The sequence below is a fragment of the Streptomyces sp. NBC_00075 genome, assembly GCF_045041225.1.
GTDB classification, from domain to species: Bacteria; Actinomycetota; Actinomycetes; order Streptomycetales; family Streptomycetaceae; genus Streptomyces; species Streptomyces adonidis.
In genome coordinates this window covers 5,032,304-5,046,607 of record NZ_CP108243.1, presented here as the reverse complement: position 1 = coordinate 5,046,607, position 14,304 = coordinate 5,032,304, and the positions used below count along the sequence as shown (strand labels likewise).

General features: G+C 69.9%; 18 protein-coding genes. 10 read left to right on the top strand and 8 right to left on the bottom strand.

Annotated elements, in window-relative coordinates; all coding sequences use genetic code 11:
- Position 1: 1 nt before the first annotated feature.
- Positions 2–835, top strand: a complete 834-nt coding sequence (locus OG787_RS21895) for an alpha/beta fold hydrolase (protein WP_405536121.1) — start codon at positions 2–4, stop codon at positions 833–835.
- A gap of 21 nt (positions 836–856) precedes the next feature.
- Here OG787_RS21895 and OG787_RS21890 read toward each other — a convergent pair whose 3' ends face one another.
- On the bottom strand, positions 857–1,450 hold the full coding sequence (locus tag OG787_RS21890) for a TetR/AcrR family transcriptional regulator (protein WP_405536120.1): 594 nt from the start codon (positions 1,448–1,450) through the stop codon (positions 857–859).
- Between the two features lie 123 nt (positions 1,451–1,573).
- Between OG787_RS21890 and OG787_RS21885 the strand changes: the two genes are divergently transcribed.
- The 6 genes from OG787_RS21885 to OG787_RS21860 all read left to right on the top strand — a co-directional run bounded on the left by OG787_RS21885 (position 1,574) and on the right by OG787_RS21860 (position 5,692).
- A complete protein-coding gene (locus OG787_RS21885; RefSeq protein WP_405536119.1) occupies positions 1,574–2,353 on the top strand; it encodes a 3-oxoacyl-ACP reductase family protein in 780 nt (259 codons plus the stop codon).
- Entirely contained in the window at positions 2,323–3,051 is a 729-nt protein-coding gene (locus OG787_RS21880) for an NADPH-dependent F420 reductase (RefSeq protein ID WP_405540546.1), read from the top strand. The genes OG787_RS21885 and OG787_RS21880 overlap by 31 nt, the downstream gene beginning before the upstream one ends.
- A 1-nt stretch (position 3,052) precedes the next feature.
- Positions 3,053–3,958: a nitroreductase/quinone reductase family protein gene (locus OG787_RS21875; protein WP_405536118.1), complete on the top strand. Its 906-nt coding sequence runs from the start codon at positions 3,053–3,055 to the stop codon at positions 3,956–3,958.
- Entirely contained in the window at positions 3,958–4,917 is a 960-nt protein-coding gene (locus OG787_RS21870) for an NADP-dependent oxidoreductase (RefSeq protein ID WP_405536117.1), read from the top strand. Before OG787_RS21875 ends, OG787_RS21870 begins: the two co-directional genes overlap by 1 nt.
- A 108-nt stretch (positions 4,918–5,025) precedes the next feature.
- The gene (locus OG787_RS21865) at positions 5,026–5,493 is read left to right on the top strand and encodes a hypothetical protein (protein WP_405536116.1); all 468 of its coding nucleotides are present in this window, start codon (positions 5,026–5,028) and stop codon (positions 5,491–5,493) included.
- 4 nt (positions 5,494–5,497) lie between these two features.
- On the top strand, positions 5,498–5,692 hold the full coding sequence (locus OG787_RS21860; RefSeq protein WP_405536115.1) for a hypothetical protein: 195 nt from the start codon (positions 5,498–5,500) through the stop codon (positions 5,690–5,692).
- A gap of 232 nt (positions 5,693–5,924) precedes the next feature.
- Here the strand turns inward: OG787_RS21860 and OG787_RS21855 are convergent, their stop codons facing one another.
- From OG787_RS21855 to OG787_RS21840, 4 genes are read right to left on the bottom strand one after another with little or no spacing between them, the layout of a single operon-like run.
- Positions 5,925–6,281 carry an ASCH domain-containing protein gene (locus OG787_RS21855; RefSeq protein WP_405536114.1) on the bottom strand — a complete coding sequence of 119 codons (357 nt, stop codon included), beginning with the start codon at positions 6,279–6,281 and terminating at the stop codon, positions 5,925–5,927.
- Complete coding sequence (locus tag OG787_RS21850) at positions 6,278–7,399, bottom strand: hypothetical protein (protein WP_405536113.1); 1,122 nt, start codon at positions 7,397–7,399, stop codon at positions 6,278–6,280. Before OG787_RS21850 ends, OG787_RS21855 begins: the two co-directional genes overlap by 4 nt.
- Positions 7,400–7,446: 47 nt before the next feature.
- On the bottom strand, positions 7,447–7,848 hold the full coding sequence (locus tag OG787_RS21845) for a hypothetical protein (protein ID WP_405536112.1): 402 nt from the start codon (positions 7,846–7,848) through the stop codon (positions 7,447–7,449).
- The gene (locus tag OG787_RS21840; protein WP_405536111.1) at positions 7,848–8,252 is read right to left on the bottom strand and encodes a hypothetical protein; all 405 of its coding nucleotides are present in this window, start codon (positions 8,250–8,252) and stop codon (positions 7,848–7,850) included. The genes OG787_RS21845 and OG787_RS21840 overlap by 1 nt, the downstream gene beginning before the upstream one ends.
- A gap of 120 nt (positions 8,253–8,372) precedes the next feature.
- Here OG787_RS21840 and OG787_RS21835 point away from each other — a divergent pair, with 120 nt between their 5' ends.
- Genes OG787_RS21835 through OG787_RS21825 form a run of 3 tightly spaced genes read left to right on the top strand, consistent with a single transcriptional unit; the run spans position 8,373 to position 10,862 of the window.
- Complete coding sequence (locus OG787_RS21835; RefSeq protein ID WP_405536110.1) at positions 8,373–9,416, top strand: helix-turn-helix domain-containing protein; 1,044 nt, start codon at positions 8,373–8,375, stop codon at positions 9,414–9,416.
- Positions 9,413–10,102, top strand: coding sequence for a YdcF family protein (locus OG787_RS21830; RefSeq protein WP_405536109.1), 690 nt, complete (start codon positions 9,413–9,415; stop codon positions 10,100–10,102). Before OG787_RS21835 ends, OG787_RS21830 begins: the two co-directional genes overlap by 4 nt.
- 16 nt (positions 10,103–10,118) lie before the next feature.
- On the top strand, positions 10,119–10,862 hold the full coding sequence (locus OG787_RS21825; protein ID WP_405536108.1) for a WbqC family protein: 744 nt from the start codon (positions 10,119–10,121) through the stop codon (positions 10,860–10,862).
- Here OG787_RS21825 and OG787_RS21820 read toward each other — a convergent pair.
- The 3 genes from OG787_RS21820 to OG787_RS21810 all read right to left on the bottom strand — a co-directional run bounded on the left by OG787_RS21820 (position 10,840) and on the right by OG787_RS21810 (position 13,927).
- Positions 10,840–11,655 carry a sulfite exporter TauE/SafE family protein gene (locus tag OG787_RS21820; protein ID WP_405536107.1) on the bottom strand — a complete coding sequence of 272 codons (816 nt, stop codon included), beginning with the start codon at positions 11,653–11,655 and terminating at the stop codon, positions 10,840–10,842. The two genes, OG787_RS21825 and OG787_RS21820, sit on opposite strands and share 23 nt — an antisense overlap.
- A 224-nt stretch (positions 11,656–11,879) precedes the next feature.
- Positions 11,880–13,589, bottom strand: a complete 1,710-nt coding sequence (locus OG787_RS21815) for a mobilization protein (RefSeq protein ID WP_405536106.1) — start codon at positions 13,587–13,589, stop codon at positions 11,880–11,882.
- The gene (locus tag OG787_RS21810) at positions 13,586–13,927 is read right to left on the bottom strand and encodes a plasmid mobilization relaxosome protein MobC (protein WP_405536105.1); all 342 of its coding nucleotides are present in this window, start codon (positions 13,925–13,927) and stop codon (positions 13,586–13,588) included. The genes OG787_RS21815 and OG787_RS21810 overlap by 4 nt, the downstream gene beginning before the upstream one ends.
- Between the last annotated feature and the right edge of the window lie 377 nt (positions 13,928–14,304).

Sequence of the window (14,304 nt, the reverse complement as noted above, 5' to 3'; positions counted from 1 at the left end):
CATGCCGTACATCACCGTCGGCGAGGAAAACGGCGCCCCCGTCGAGCTGTATTACGAGGACCACGGCAGCGGGCAGCCGGTCGTCCTCATCCACGGCTACCCGCTGGACGGCCACTCGTGGGAGAAGCAGCTGCCCGCCCTGCTGGACGCCGGGCACCGGGTCATCACGTACGACCGGCGCGGCTTCGGCCGCTCCTCCCAGGCCGCCACGGGCTACGACTACGACACCTTCGCCGCCGACCTCGACCGGTTGCTGACCACCCTGGACCTCACCGACGCCGTGCTGGTGGGCTTCTCCATGGGCACCGGTGAGGTCGGCCGCTACCTGGGCACCTACGGCTCGCGGCGGATTGCCAAGGCGGTGTTCCTGGCGTCGCTGGAGCCGTTCCTGCTCAAGACCGACGACAACGCCACGGGCGTCGACCAGGCGGTGTTCGACGGCATCCTGGAGGCGGTCACCACCGACCGCTACGCCTACTTCACCGGCTTCTTCCAGGCGTTCTACAACCTCGACGACACCCTCGGCGAGCGGATCAGCAACGAGGCGGTGAGCGCGAGCTGGTCGGTGGCGGCCGGCTCGTCGGCCATCGCGTCGGTGGCGTGCGTGCCGACCTGGCTGACCGACTTCCGCGCGGATGTGGCCCGTATCGACGTCCCCGCGCTGATCGTGCACGGCACCGCTGACCGGATCCTTCCCGTCGACGCGACCGGCCGCCCCTTCCACGCCCTGCTGCCGTCCGCGGAGTACGTGGAGATCGACGGGGCGCCGCACGGGCTGCTGTGGACGCACGCGGCGGAGGTCAACGCCGCCCTGCTGACCTTCCTCGCCAAGTAGCCACCGGCCGTGCGGCGCAGGTCAGTTGCCGGGCCAGGCGGCGAGGGCCTGGTCGGCGACCCGGTGCAGGTCCTCGCGGCCCGCGCCGCCCGCGGCCTGCACCGAGATGCCCTGGCCCACGGCGGTCAGGTAGCGGGCCAGGGCATCGGCATCGACCGGCTTCGGCAGGTCCCCCTCGCGCTGCGCGCGCTCGAACCGCTCCCGCAGGGCGCCCACTCCCGACTCGCGTCGGGCGGCGAGGTCGGCGCGGGCCGGCTCACCCTCGGGCCCGCAGGCGAGGGCCGACTGCACCAGCAGACAGCCGCGCGGGCAGCCGGGCGTGGTGTAGGCAGCCGCGCAGCCGTGCAGCAGCGCCTCAGCGACCTGACGGGCCGTGGGCTGGGTGAGGGCTTCGGCGACGAACGCGCCGGGGCCCGCGAGGTAGCGGTCGACGGCCTTGCGGAACAGCTCCTCCTTGTTGCCGTAGGCGGCGTAGATGCTGCGCCGGTTGATGCCCATGGCCTCGGTGAGCTCGTTCAGCGAGGCGCCTTCGTAGCCCTCGGCCCAGAACAGGCGCATCGCCTTGTCGAGGGCCACGTCGGCGTCGAAGGAGCGAGGCCGCCCTGTCCTGGCCATCCAAGCCTCCCGAAAAGAAGTCCGCTGCCGCGGAATGGATCGGTCGTGGCCCGTGTTCCAGCCACCACGACATAGTAACCGAACGGTTCGGAATTACGGGTGTCGGAACGGAGACCACCAGTCATGACCACCCAGCTCGCAGACGCGGCCACCGCTACCGCTCACACGCCTCTCACCGGAAAGGTCGCCCTGGTGACGGGCGGCTCACGGGGGATCGGCGCCGCGATCGTGCGCCGCCTGGCCGCCGACGGCGCCGCCGTCGCCTTCACCTACTCCAGCGCCAAGGACACCGCCGAAGCCCTCGCCGAAGAGATCACCCAGGAGGGCGGCAACGCGCTCGCGATCCAGGCCGACAGCGCGGACGAGGATGCCGTGCGCGCCGCGATCACCGAGACGGTCCAGCACCTTGGAGCCCTGGACATCCTGGTGAACAACGCGGGCGTCGCCCACGTCGCACCGCTGGAGGAGTTCCCGTTGGAGGAGTTCGACCGCATGATCGCGGTCAACGTGCGCGGCGTGTTCACCGCCATCCAGGCCGCCGCCCCCCTCCTCGGCCAGGGCGGGCGGATCATCACCATCGGCAGCATCAACGCCGACCGCATCCCGGTGCCGGGTGTGGGCGTCTACTCCCTGACCAAGGCCGCTGTCGCCGGCCTCACCCGGGGCCTGGCCCGCGAGCTCGGTCCGCGCGGCATCACCGTCAACACCGTGCAGCCCGGCCCCACCGAGACCGACATGAACCCTGATGCCGGCCCGTTCGCCGAGTCCATGAAGCAGCTCATACCACTCGGCCACTACGCCCAGCCCGCCGACATCGCCAGCGCCGTCGCCTACCTCGCCCGCCCCGAAGCTCGCTTCATCACCGGCACCAGCTGGGACGTCGACGGCGGCTTCGCCGTCTGACCCACCCCCACAGCAGCCGGGCGGGGTTCCCCCGGCCCCGCCCGGCACCCTCCACTCGCCATCACTTCTCATCCCCCCTCAGGGAGCACGTCATGTCCATCGGAATCATCGGAGCCGGAGCCATCGGCACCGCCCTCGCCGAGCGCCTCGTAGCCGCCGGAGAGAACGTCCTCATCAGCAACAGCCGCGGGCCCGACACCCTCGCAGGACTGGTCGGCGCGACCGGCCCCGGCCTGACCGCGGTGACGGTCAAAGAAGCCGCCGCACAGGACGTCGTCGTCCTGGCCGTGCCCTGGAAGCGCCTGAAGGACGCCGTCGGCGCCGCCGGTCTCACCGACTGGGAGGGCCGCATCGTCATCGACACCACCAACCCCCTTGGCCCGCCCGACTTCAAGGTCGCGAACCTCGGCGGGCGCACCTCCAGCGAGGTCGTCGCCGACCTCGTCCCTGGCGCCAGGCTCGTCAAAGCCTTCAACACCCTGCCGCCTCACGTCCTGGGCGCCAACCCCCGCTCCGGAAGCGGACGCCGGGTGATCTTCCTGTCCGGTGACGACGCGGGCGCCAACGACCGCATCACCCGCCTGATCGAGCGCGCCGGATGGGCCGCGGTCGACCTCGGCCCGCTGGCCGAGGGCGGCCGTCTGCAGCAGTTCCCCGGCGGCCCGCTGCCCACCCTGAGCCTGCTGAAGGAGAACTGACGTGAGCGACAGCCTCTGGTTCCTCGGCGGCACCGTCGAGGTGAAACTCCCCGGCCACGCGGCCCAGGGCCGGGCCGCCCAGCTGGAATTCCACGACCCCGAAGAGCAGTCGCCACCCCTGCACGTCCACACCCACGAGGACGAGATCTGGGCCGTCCTGGAAGGCGAGATCACCTTCTTCGTCGGCGATGAGCAGTACGACCTCAGCGCGGGCGACGTCGCCTTCGGCCCACGCGGCGTCCCACACAGCTACGTCGTCCGCAGCCCCACCTCGCGCATGCTCGTCACCTTCGCCCCCGCCGGCATCGAGGAATGGTTCACCCGCAACGGCACCCCGGTCGCCAGCGCCGGCGAACTACCCCCGCCCTTCGACCTGGACGCCGCGATCAGCAGCGCGGGCGAGTACGGCCTGAAGGTCGTCGGCCCGCCCCCAGTCCGCGTCCCACGCGCCAGCGACACCATCCCCAGCGGCAGCGCCGACCCGGAGGAACTGCGGGCCTGGAACCGGGGCATCCAAGAGGAGTTCCGAGCCAACGGCGGCAAGGTCGGAGGCGTCTTCAAGGGCGCCGACATGGCTCTGCTGACTACCACCGGCGCCAAGTCGGGCAACCCGGCCACGACCCCGATCACCTACTACCGCGACGGCGACCGCATCCTGCTCATCGCCTCCAACTTCGGCCGCACCAAGCACCCGGCCTGGTACCACAACGTGCGCAAGAACCCGACCGTCACCCTGGAGATCGGCACCGAGACCCTCACCGCCCGCGCCACCATCACCGAAGGCGACGAACGCGACCGGCTCTTCGCCGAGGTGGTCGCGCGGCAGCCGGGGTACGCCGAGTACCAGAAGCACATCGACCGGGTGATCCCCGTCGTCGCCTTCGACGTCCTTCAGAGCCGGCCCTGATGCCGAAAGCCATTCGCTTCAGTCGTTACGGCGGCCCCGACGTTCTGGAGGTCGTGGACGTCGATCGGCCCACCCCGGGACCGGGAGAGGTGGTCGTGGCCGTGGAAGCGGCCGCGATCAACCCTGGCGAGATCAGCATCCGCGAGGGTGCCTTCGCCGACATGTGGCCTGCCCACTTCCCCGAAGGGCAGGGCAACGACTACGCAGGCGTGGTGCACGCCGTCGGGCCGGGCGTGGAAGCCTTCCGGCCCGGCGATCAGGTCATGGGCTTCCAACCGCGCGCCGCACAGGCCGAGTTCGTCCGCACCGGCGCCGACCGGCTCGCCCGCAAGCCCACGGCGCTGGGGTGGCCGCAGGCGGCAGTCATTCCGGGAGTCGGGGCCACCGCCTACGCCGAGGTGGAAGCCCTCGGCCTGTCCGAGGCCGACACCGTGGTCGTCTCCGCGGGTGCCGGCGGCGTGGGCTCGATCGCCGTACAACTCGCCCGCCTCCGGGGCGCCACCGTCCTGGCCACGGGAAGCGTCAGCAGCTTTCCGTTCCTGGAATCGCTGGGCGCGATCCCGATCGAGTACGGCGACGGCCTGACCGAGCGCATCCGCAAAGCGGTATCGGGGTCCGTGACCGCCTATCTCGACCACTTCGGACGCGGCAACGTCGTGACGGCACTGGACCTGGGCGTCCCACCGTCGAGGATCAACACCCTCGCCGACGGGACTGCGGTCGCCCGCTACGGCGTCCGCACCATCGGACAGGCCGAGGCAGACACCCCAGAGGTCTGGGAACAGCTCGCAGCGATGGCCGTAGCAGGGAACCTGGTCTTCCCGATCGACTCCATCTACCCACTCACCGACGTACGCTCCGCCTACAACAAGCTCGCCAAGCGCCACACGCGAGGGAAGATCGTCCTGACCATGAGCCGGGCCGTGCAGCCCACACTGGCCGTCACGCCGCCGCCGTAGTCAGCCGACTCACTGCGGGGAGTCCGCACTCGGGGCTGACACCGCTGGAGCTGTCGCCTGGTCTGCGGCTGAGCGCAAGGGTCAGGAGGGCCGCCCTAGGCTCTGGTCATGACTACGACACCGGCGGATCCGCATGGCCAGGAAGCGACCTTGGAGCTGCTGAACAGCGAGCTGGCGTCGAGGCTGACTCGCCAGTCGGATTCCTTGGCGAAGATCGACACGAAAGCGGTCTTCTTGATCGGGTTCGCTGCGACTGCTGCTCAGTTCCTGGCGACGCATAGGCACCAGCCTGTCTTGACCTACTTGGCCTTCGCCGCATACGCGCTCGCCTTGGCAGCTGGCATGCAGACGTTTCGCGTGGCTGATCATAGGGATCTTGAAGCGCGGCCGTTGCTGGATGTCCACGCTGGTTTGCCCAAGGGGCAGGCGTTGGCCGCGTTGACGGCGGCCCGTGTAGTGATCTTTGAAAGGAACCAGGAGCGGGAACGGCGGAAGGCCAAATGGTGGGCGATCAGTCTGTGGTCACTTGTTGTCGGGCTTGTCCTGTCCACTGCCGCACTCGTGATGCACGATTGAACTCATGAGCGACGACCAGAACGCAGGAGCGGGACAGACCTCTCCCCCTCCGGCACCAGCACCAGCCCCGCCGACGCAACCGCAGTCGAGCTTCACGGACACCCACTTCAACCCCGCCCTGGTGGGGACCGAGAAGAAGAGCGACACCCCCACCCTCAACAAGGCGGTACAGCCGCCCGGTGCCACAGAGAAGCGCTGACAGCAGGGCGTACCGGAATAGCTACCGGTACGCCCTCTCCGCGTTGTGGCTCAGGGCGACGCACAGGCGGGTTTGAGCGCTCAGCAGAGACGGCCGCTTCCTTCGGGACGCGGAAGTCACTCACGCATTCACCAAGAACCACGAAAGGCCCGGTCCACACAGCGGACCGGGCCTCTCTTGCGTGCCGTTCTGACACCTGGTCGTGCCTGACCGATCTGCGGCTGCTGGGCTATTAGGGCTGGAGCAGAGCGATCTCGATGGCCAGAGCGCCGAAGGCTTCCTTCTGGGGTGGGTAGATGGCGCGGATGTTGGCCAGTTGCTCGTCGCGGGTGGCGGTCGGGTTGACGTTGGCCGCCCCCTCGCCGTCGAGCAGGGCCTCGAAGTCGGCGTACTCAGTGACCCTGATGACCCTGACTTCGCAGGTCTCGTCGCTGCCCTTGATGCGGAAACGGATCGTGTCGCCGACGGCGAGGTCGGCGAGGTGCGGGTATTTCACCCGTACCTCGATGGTCTTCGTGCCTGCGGCAACGAGACCGAAGTACTGGCGGTAGAGGTTGAGCTCGCGGACGCGGGCGGTGGTGTCGGTCATGGCGCGGGAACGCTCCTGGGCGCTGGGGCGATCATCATGCGGCCGATCTCGGCTGCGGAGTACGAGCGGAAGAAGTGGCGGGGGTCGGACAGCATCATTTCAGTCAGGGCCAGCAGTTGGTCGGCGTACTCAGTGACGTTGCCGGGCCACTGCCGGGTGTCGAGCATCCAGTCCGCCGCGCCTGTCGGCAAGGTGGCGTGTCCTTCGCGGATCAGGGACTTGGAGAGTTTGGCGCCGGTGTCGGTGACGACCTGGGGGCAGAACAGGCGGGCGGGGAGCTGGGCGCGGGTGAGGCCGACGGCTTGGAGGGCCTCGTCGATGAGGAGGGAACCGAAGATCCAGTCGCCGCCCTTGACCATGACGTGCAAGGTGCCGCCCTCCCGCGGGTTGGTCAGAGCTAGTTCCTTGACGAGGTTGCGGTACAGGGTGGCCAGGTCGAGGTAGGCGCCGGTGGTGGGTGTGATGTCGGCCCGGTAGGGGCCGTGGTGCAGGCAGACGGCAGCGACGGTGGCTGTGCCGCGGTCGGTGAGGTGTACGCGGGTGCGCTCGGCGTGTTTCTCGGCCCAGCCGCAGCCGGGCTGGGGGCAGGGGACACGGAGGTGCGGGGTGCCCGTGGAGGGGGAGAGCCACCAGCGGGCGGCGTCGAGGCGGGGGAGCAGTCGCAGCCAGGTGTGGCGGAAGTGCTCGTCGGCCTGCTGCTGGGTGTAGGTCTCGATGCGGTACGGGATGCCCAGTCGTCGGGACAGGGTGGTGAACAGGGGCTGGTAGAGGGCGTCGACGAGGTCGGTGGCGGGCTGTGTGTCGGCGGCCTGGGCATACGCCCGCTGGTAGTGGTGACCGCTGACCGGGTCGGTGGCCAGCTGGTACGGGGCGTTGTCGAGAGCGCTGAACAGGACCTCGGTGCGGATGCCGAAGCGGTCGCGCAGGCGGGCGGCCATGGCGAAGGCCAGGGACTGCACGAGGGAGGTGCCGATGTGCGGGGCGCCGTTGATCTGAGTGCCGACGACGAGCACGATCCGCGCCGGCGGAGTGGCCAGGATGCGCGGGGTCAGCACGTCCTCGGTGCGGAGTAGGGCGTTGGCCAGGACGGTGTTCGGGGAGAGGGGGTGGGTCGTCACGGATGTCCCCTTGCGGTCGGGTCGGAACGGGGCCGCGTGGTCGTGGCCTAGTGGGCGTCGGCCACGTACGGGTGTTGGAGCGCGGCGCGCAGGATGTCCGGGTCGGTGAGGGTGTCGTCGTCCGGCAGCTCGCACCAGCCGCCGAACCAGTCGTCCATCAGCTCCAGGCCGGGTGCCACGAGCCATGCGTTGCTGGAGAGGTGCCGGACCGGCAGGTTGTCCCATCGGTCGGCGGTGCCGGTCTGGATCGCGTAGTAGAGGCGTTCGTTGGGGCCGTCGTAGAGCACCGGGCCGATCGAGGCGCCGATGGCGCGGAGGTGGGCTAGGGCCAGGAAACCGATCTCCGCGGACGTTCGTACGAGGTCCCACTCGTCGCCGACTTGCAGCATGCGCAGTCCGGGAATGTCGCCGACCATCGGGGCGCGGCGCAGCGCGGTGCGTACGGACATCAGGTGCCTCCCTGTTGCTGGAGGCGGAAGCTGCGCTCGCTGCCTGCCGACGGCCTCGCGGAACGAACAACGGTTAGACGGACGCCGGTTGCTGTTATCTGCCGCTTCCGCTCAGCGGCGACGGGCCTGGGGCCGAGATGGCCGAGCGCGGGCACCAGGACGCCGTAGGCGTCGGGCAGTTCGAGGACGTCGAGAAGACCGATGAAGGCGGGGGTACGGATGGCGACTGTCGGCTCGCGGTCGGTGAACACGCTGCACAGGGTCAGTTCGTGGCTGCGGCAGTACTCGGTGAGGCAGCCAGCGAGTGCCGTGTGGCGGGCCGCGCTACCGGCGATGTGGCGCAGGTAGCCGAAGACACGCGGGCCGGTGACCGGTCGGAGTTCGGTGAGGGGTTCGTCGTCCATGACCAAGAGCGTCGGCCGTTGCGAACGGCCTTGAAATGACCCGCTAGTGCACTTCCGTTGTACTTCGGGCCCCACATGGTCACCGAGAGTGCTTCCATACGTGACGGAGGGAGGTCAGCCATGGTCAGCGTGCAGCAGTGGAGTGGCCGGGAGGCGAGCGCCTTGCGCGCCGCGCTGCGCATGAGCACTCGCGCCTTCGCCGACCACCTCGGCGTGGCCCTGCGCACGGTGGCCAAGTGGGAGAGCCTGGGCGCCGAAACACACCCCCGGCCCGATACCCAGGCCATCCTCGACACCGCGCTCGCCCGCGCCAACCCCGCCGCCCACGCCCGCTTCGAGGCGCTGCTGTTCCCCGAGCGGAAGAGCGCGCGGCCGGCGGACTACGAGACGTGGACCGAGGACATCGAGCGCGCCGTGGTCTGCGTGAGCCGCCAGAACTTCCCCTTCGCCTCGACGCTCCTCAACCGCTGGCTGGGCAGACACGATCCACGCGATCTCGACGACAAGGGTCTTTACCTGTACGGCCGTTCGCTCGTCCTGCTCGGAGATGTGCAGCGGGACCAGGGCGCGATCCTTGGCCCGCTCTCCGCTCGCCAGTCCTATCTGACCGCCCGCGGCATGTTCTCCGAGCTCGACATCCCGCGCCGGGTGGCCCAGATCGAACTGTCCCTTGCGGTGGTGCAGGAGATGTCCGGTCAGCTGGAAGCCTCCGCCCGCCACTACGAGCAGCTCGCCCGGGACGAACGCCTCAGCAGACGTGACCGGGCGCGCGCCCGGCTGTGGGTGGGCACGGCGCTCAGCAAGGAGGGCGACAACGACTACGCCACCGAGGTCATGGCCGCCGCCACCTGCGAGTTCGAGGCCCTAGGGGAGCCGGAGGACTGGTCTGTGGCCCACCAGAAGCTGGCCCTGGCCCACCGCGGCGCCGGCCACCTGGACCAGGCCCTGCATTACATCGATATCGCGCGCACCACCGGCACGGTCGACTCCCCTATGCAGCGCGTGCGGTTGGACACCGCGTACGGGCACATCCTTCTGTCGGATGCGGCGACCCGCAATGATGGGCTGTCCGTCCTCGACCAGGCGGCACAGGTGGCCCAGCAGTTCGGGCTGAGCCACCAGCTGCGCAGCATCGAGGGCATCCGAAAGGGCCAGCAAGGATGAGCCAGGGAGTGCCAGTGCCGCAGCACCAGCAGCGCCAGATCACCGACGAGCAGTTCCACGACGCGACGCTGATCTGGAACTACCACCAGATGGGCCACGAGCTGCGGCCCTGCTCGGCGGCGATCGGCCTGGGCAGCCACGACCTGGGCGTGGCCACCGCGGCCGCCGACCTCTACCGCGCCGGTCTCTTCCCGGTCGTGGTGTTCAGCGGCGGCAACAGCCCCACCACCCGGGCCCGCTTCCCGCGCGGCGAGGCCGTGCACTACCGGGAGCACGCCCTCGGTCTGGGCATCCCGGACGAGGCGATCCTGGTCGAGCCGAAGGCCGCCAACACCGGCCAGAACATCACGCTCTCGCGGGAGCTGCTGGCCGAGGCCAGCATCGAGGTCAGCTCCCTGCTGCTGATCTCCAAGCCGTACATGGAGCGCCGCAGTTACGCGACCTGCCGCAAGCTGTGGCCCGAGGCAGAGGTCGTATGCGCCTCCGAGCCACTGGAGTTGGACGACTACATCAAGTCCATCGGCGACGAGAAGCTCGTCGTCGACATGCTCGTCGGCGACCTGCAGCGGGTGATCGAGTACCCGAAACTCGGCTTCGCCGTCGAACAGGACGTACCGGGGGATGTACATGACGCCTACGAGCGCCTTCTGCGGGATGGGTTCGACAGCCGTCTCATCGGCACCTGACGCGCCAGGGGGTGGGGTGTGCGCGATCCACCAGCCGAACCTCTTCCCGAGGTTGTCCACGCTGGCCAAGCTGTACGCCGCCGACCGGTGGATCGTCCTGGACGACGTCCAGTTCGCGCGCCGCGACTACCAGCACCGGGCCCGTCTCGCCGGTCTGGACGAGCCTGCATGCCAGCAGTGGCTCACGCTCCCCACGCATCTGCCCCAGGGGCGCTCGACGTTGATCAGCCAGGCACGGCTCGTTGACCCGCAGCGCTCGCGCAGGACGGCCCAGCTGCTTGTGCGGCAATATTACGGCCGAAGCCCCCATTGGAAAGTCGTGTCCGATGTCCTCGACGCGGTCTTGGACACGCTCGACACCTCGGACCGCCTGGCCGACGTCGCGAAAACATCGACGACTGCCCTGCTCACGGCCCTTGGCTGGGCAGGGGCCGTGTTGGACAGCAGCGAGATCCCGACCCGCCAAGGTCGCTCCGAGCGCCTGGCGGACCTCGCGGCAGCCACCGGCAGCACCCACTATCTGTGCGGCACCGGCGGTCTGCGCTATCTCGACGCCGATCCCTTCAACGCCCGCAGCATTCCTGTACTGCCCTTCCACACCCCTGTGGATGACCTGCTCTGGCTGTGGGCCCGCCGAGCCAGCAGCCTCTGGGCCCTGAGCGCGATCGGTCCCGCTGAACTGGCGAACCAGCTGGCTGCCCTTCGGTGCCGGGCGCCTCTCCGTCGTCTTGGCAGGCTCAGTCATGACGGGCCAGCTTGACTGCGGAAACCAGCAGGATCACGGCCAGTACGGGGATGAGCACCAGGTCCGGGAACACGCCGAGGAGCAGTCCGCCCAGCACGGCGCCGCCGATCGAGCCCGCCGCCATGATCATGGTGAAGCGGAGGTTCGCGCCGAGGACGGCGAAGCTGCCGTCGCGGCTGTAGCGGGCGAAGGCCACCAGCATCGTCGGCAGAGACACCAGCAGGGAGAGGCTTCCCGCGGTCTTGATGTCCTCCCCGAACAGCAGCACGATCGTCGGGATCAGCAGCTCGCCCCCGGCCACTCCCATGATCGCCGCGACTACCCTGATGCCGAAGCCGGCCACGACTCCGCTGGGCACCTGAGCCCACAGCGGCAGCGCGAGCGTTCCCAGAGGTGTGGTGTGCGTGACCATCAGGGCTGCCGCCATGAGCACCATCAACGCTGCCAGCACCTTGTAGAGGGTGGAGCTGCGCATGCGCACGGCCCAGGACGCTCCCGCCCAAGCCCCCAGCAGGCTGCCTGCCAGCAGGTTGACAGCGACCGGCCAGCGTGTGGCCACGTCGGCGGCCGGGACCGCCGCGAGCCGTGCAGGCAGCGCGACCAGGACCACGACCAGGCTCATCGCCTTGTTGAGGATCACGGCCGAGAGCGCGGCGAACCCGAAGAGGCTGATCAGCAGCGGCAGGCGGAACTCCGCGCCACCCAGCCCGATCATCCCGCCCAGAACACCGATGGCGGCCCCCGCGCCGAAGACCACCGGTGCTGGGCGCGTCGAGCGGAGGGGGACGAGGTTCTGGTCCGTGGTCACGACGGGCATCCTCGCTGGTAGGGGTTCCTGTCCGCTACGGCGCTGATCCACCTTCGGGGAAAGGAACCAGGCTCTCTCCGAAGACTCGTTCAGACCTCCGAGCCTCGGCGCCCGTGCGCAGGCCCTACGGTCGGCCGGGCCGAACCTGCTCGTTCCACGTCGAATTCGCTCTCTACGGCTGTGCCCCTCTGCCTTGGCAGAGGGGCACAGCCGTTTGCGCTGAATCACCGGGTCCTACGGGGCCGTTCGCCTTGGCTCGGCGAGGTCCGGGCGGCACGAGTGCTGCCCCCGGCCGCGGTGGGCGCGGGCATCGCGGTGGCGTCGGCGGGGAGGTCGGCCATGCGGCGCAGCCGCCACACCAGGACGTCGCTGATGGAGTCGGCGCTGCCCAGCTCCCGCCGCCCGGTGGCCTCGGCCAGCAGCGCGGCCGGGTCGTGGCCGGCGCTCTCGGCGTCGGCGAGGGTGGCTGCCAGGGCGTACCAGCCCGGCTCGGCGAGGACCTGTTCGGCCAGTTCGGGTACTGCCTGGCGCAGGTAGGCGATCTGCTTGTTCCGCAGCGGCTGGGACAGGTGCCGGCCCCGCTGGTACAGCGCGGCCAGCGGGATGTCGGCGGCGACCTGGTAGGCGGCGCGCAGGTGTTCGGCGGCTTGGCGTGCGGCGGCGGCCTGCTGGGCGTGGTTCTTCTTGGCGTGCCAGTGGGCGGTGGCGGTTACGAGGAAGAACGCCATGTCGATCACCATGGCGGTGGTGGCGCCGTCTTCTCCACGGCCGAGGGCGGGGCCGCTGTGGACGAGGTCTCGGGCGGCCTGGCGCAGGGCGCGGTCGTGCCCGTGCGCTGCCTGGACGTGGGAGCGGGTGGCCCGCTCGAACGCGAAGGCTGCCTCGCGCAGTTCGGTGCGGGTGTGGGCGGCGGAGGTCTTGGCGAGCGCGTCCAGGACCTCTCCGGCGGCTGCGATGTGCGCGGCGACCTCGGCGTCCCCACCGCGGTCGATGACCAGCACCGCCTGCCACGCGGCTGTGGCCGTGTGGCGCCGTGCGGTCGCGGGGCCGCTCGGGGCCGCGGCGGAAGGCGTGGCGTCCGGTCCCTGGCTCGGGGTGTCGTCGGAGAAGCGCTTGCGGATGCGGGGCAGGGACAGGTCGGGGGCGAGAGTGGAACCGGCGTAGTAGACCGGCTCCTTGTTCCCGTTGCGGTCGTCGGGCAGGGCGACCTTGTACCCCTGCAAGTCGCCGGACGGCAGCACCTTGGTACGTACGAGAAGTCCGGCGTTTTTGAGTCGGTCGATGAACTCCTCCTCGCTGCTGGCACCGGCCACCGCCCTTCGCACGGTCTCGCGCAGTTCCTCGCGGGCGGTGCGGTCCCGGCCCTCGCGTTCGGCCTTGTGGCGTTCGGCGCTGGTCGGCCGCTTGGCGGCGGTCCCGTCCCCGGCCGGGACACGGCGCAGGTCGTAATCGACTTCGACGCGGCGGCACTCGGCCTGGGCGCGGCGGGCCTCGTTGTGTAGCCGTGGCCGGCGGCCGTCGTCGCGTACGAGGGTGGCGATGATGTGGATGTGGTCGTCGGCGTGCCGGACGGCCGCCCACCGGCAGGCGGCTTCGTCGCCGTCGGGGGCGATGCCGGTAGAGGCGACCATGCGGCGGGCGATGGCTGCCCAGTCCTCGTCGGACAGGACCGGGTCCTCCGGGGCGGCCCGTACGGACAGATGCCATACGTGCTTCTCGGGGCGCTTGGCGGCGGGCAGGGCGTTGACGGGCTGGTCGAGCAGGCGCTGGAGCTGTTCGTAGGTGGCCTTCGGATCACGGCCGGGGTCGGGGGTGAGCGGGTCGAAGGCGGCCACCAGATGCGGGTCGATGTGCTCCTCCTTGGTGCCGGGACCGTAGAGGTAGTGGATCAGGCCGATCGTCTCGCTGCCGCGGTCGTGGATGCTGGGGATCACTCAGGGGCACCGCCGTCGCGGTGGGCGAGCAGGGCGTCGGCGGCGTCTTCCATGCGGCGGGCGGCGTTGCCGACGGCCTCGGCCGCCGTGTCCAGGTGGGGTGCGTCGGCGCCGGAGTTGAGGGCCTTGGTGACCTGGTTGAACAGGCCGTGGATGCGGCCCAGGTGCCGGCGTGCGGCGAACAGTTCGTTGATGACTTCCCGTTCGGTGGCGATCTCGGCGGCGGTGCGGTTCAGGTCGCGGGCGGCCTTGTCGGCAGCGTAGGCGAGGAAGGCGGCGTTAGACATCTGGCAGTGGGCGGCGGCGTCGGTGAATCGCAGGAACTCGGTGTCATTCATGCGGCAGCTGGGCTGCTTCAGTCGCTTACGGGACTTTGGCAGACGAGCACGCTGACGTCTGATCGACACGGCCTCGGCCTGCCGCCTTCCTCCCTGCTGCGGTCCGCCCTCGGTCGCAGCCTGACCGTCCGGTGCCCCCTGGCGCCGGGCTGCTCCCGCCACCCCCGGGGCGGGAACTCCGGAAGCATCGCTTCCGGGACAACTTGCTGTGCTGTTCAGGCCGGTGGTCATCTCCGGTTGGGATGTGGGGAGTTCGTGGTTTGTGTCGTGCATGGGTCGGTGCTCCGTGGGGTGTTGTTGCCGGGTGTTTCGCGCTGCGCAACCCCGTGTCCCGGACTGGTCTGGCCCTGGGCACGGGGTGGGCAGGAAGGGCGGTG

Coding starts and splice junctions, on each gene's coding strand:
- OG787_RS21830 (WP_405536109.1), top strand. CDS start 9,413: ATGAGCCAGGGAGTGCCAGTGCCGCAGCACCAGCAGCGCCAGATCACC.
- OG787_RS21855 (WP_405536114.1), bottom strand. CDS start 6,281: ATGACCGACACCACCGCCCGCGTCCGCGAGCTCAACCTCTACCGCCAG.
- OG787_RS21870 (WP_405536117.1), top strand. CDS start 3,958: ATGCCGAAAGCCATTCGCTTCAGTCGTTACGGCGGCCCCGACGTTCTG.
- OG787_RS21895 (WP_405536121.1), top strand. CDS start 2: ATGCCGTACATCACCGTCGGCGAGGAAAACGGCGCCCCCGTCGAGCTG.
- OG787_RS21835 (WP_405536110.1), top strand. CDS start 8,373: ATGGTCAGCGTGCAGCAGTGGAGTGGCCGGGAGGCGAGCGCCTTGCGC.
- OG787_RS21860 (WP_405536115.1), top strand. CDS start 5,498: ATGAGCGACGACCAGAACGCAGGAGCGGGACAGACCTCTCCCCCTCCG.
- OG787_RS21845 (WP_405536112.1), bottom strand. CDS start 7,848: ATGTCCGTACGCACCGCGCTGCGCCGCGCCCCGATGGTCGGCGACATT.
- OG787_RS21810 (WP_405536105.1), bottom strand. CDS start 13,927: ATGAATGACACCGAGTTCCTGCGATTCACCGACGCCGCCGCCCACTGC.
- OG787_RS21890 (WP_405536120.1), bottom strand. CDS start 1,450: ATGGCCAGGACAGGGCGGCCTCGCTCCTTCGACGCCGACGTGGCCCTC.
- OG787_RS21840 (WP_405536111.1), bottom strand. CDS start 8,252: ATGGACGACGAACCCCTCACCGAACTCCGACCGGTCACCGGCCCGCGT.
- OG787_RS21885 (WP_405536119.1), top strand. CDS start 1,574: ATGACCACCCAGCTCGCAGACGCGGCCACCGCTACCGCTCACACGCCT.
- OG787_RS21865 (WP_405536116.1), top strand. CDS start 5,026: ATGACTACGACACCGGCGGATCCGCATGGCCAGGAAGCGACCTTGGAG.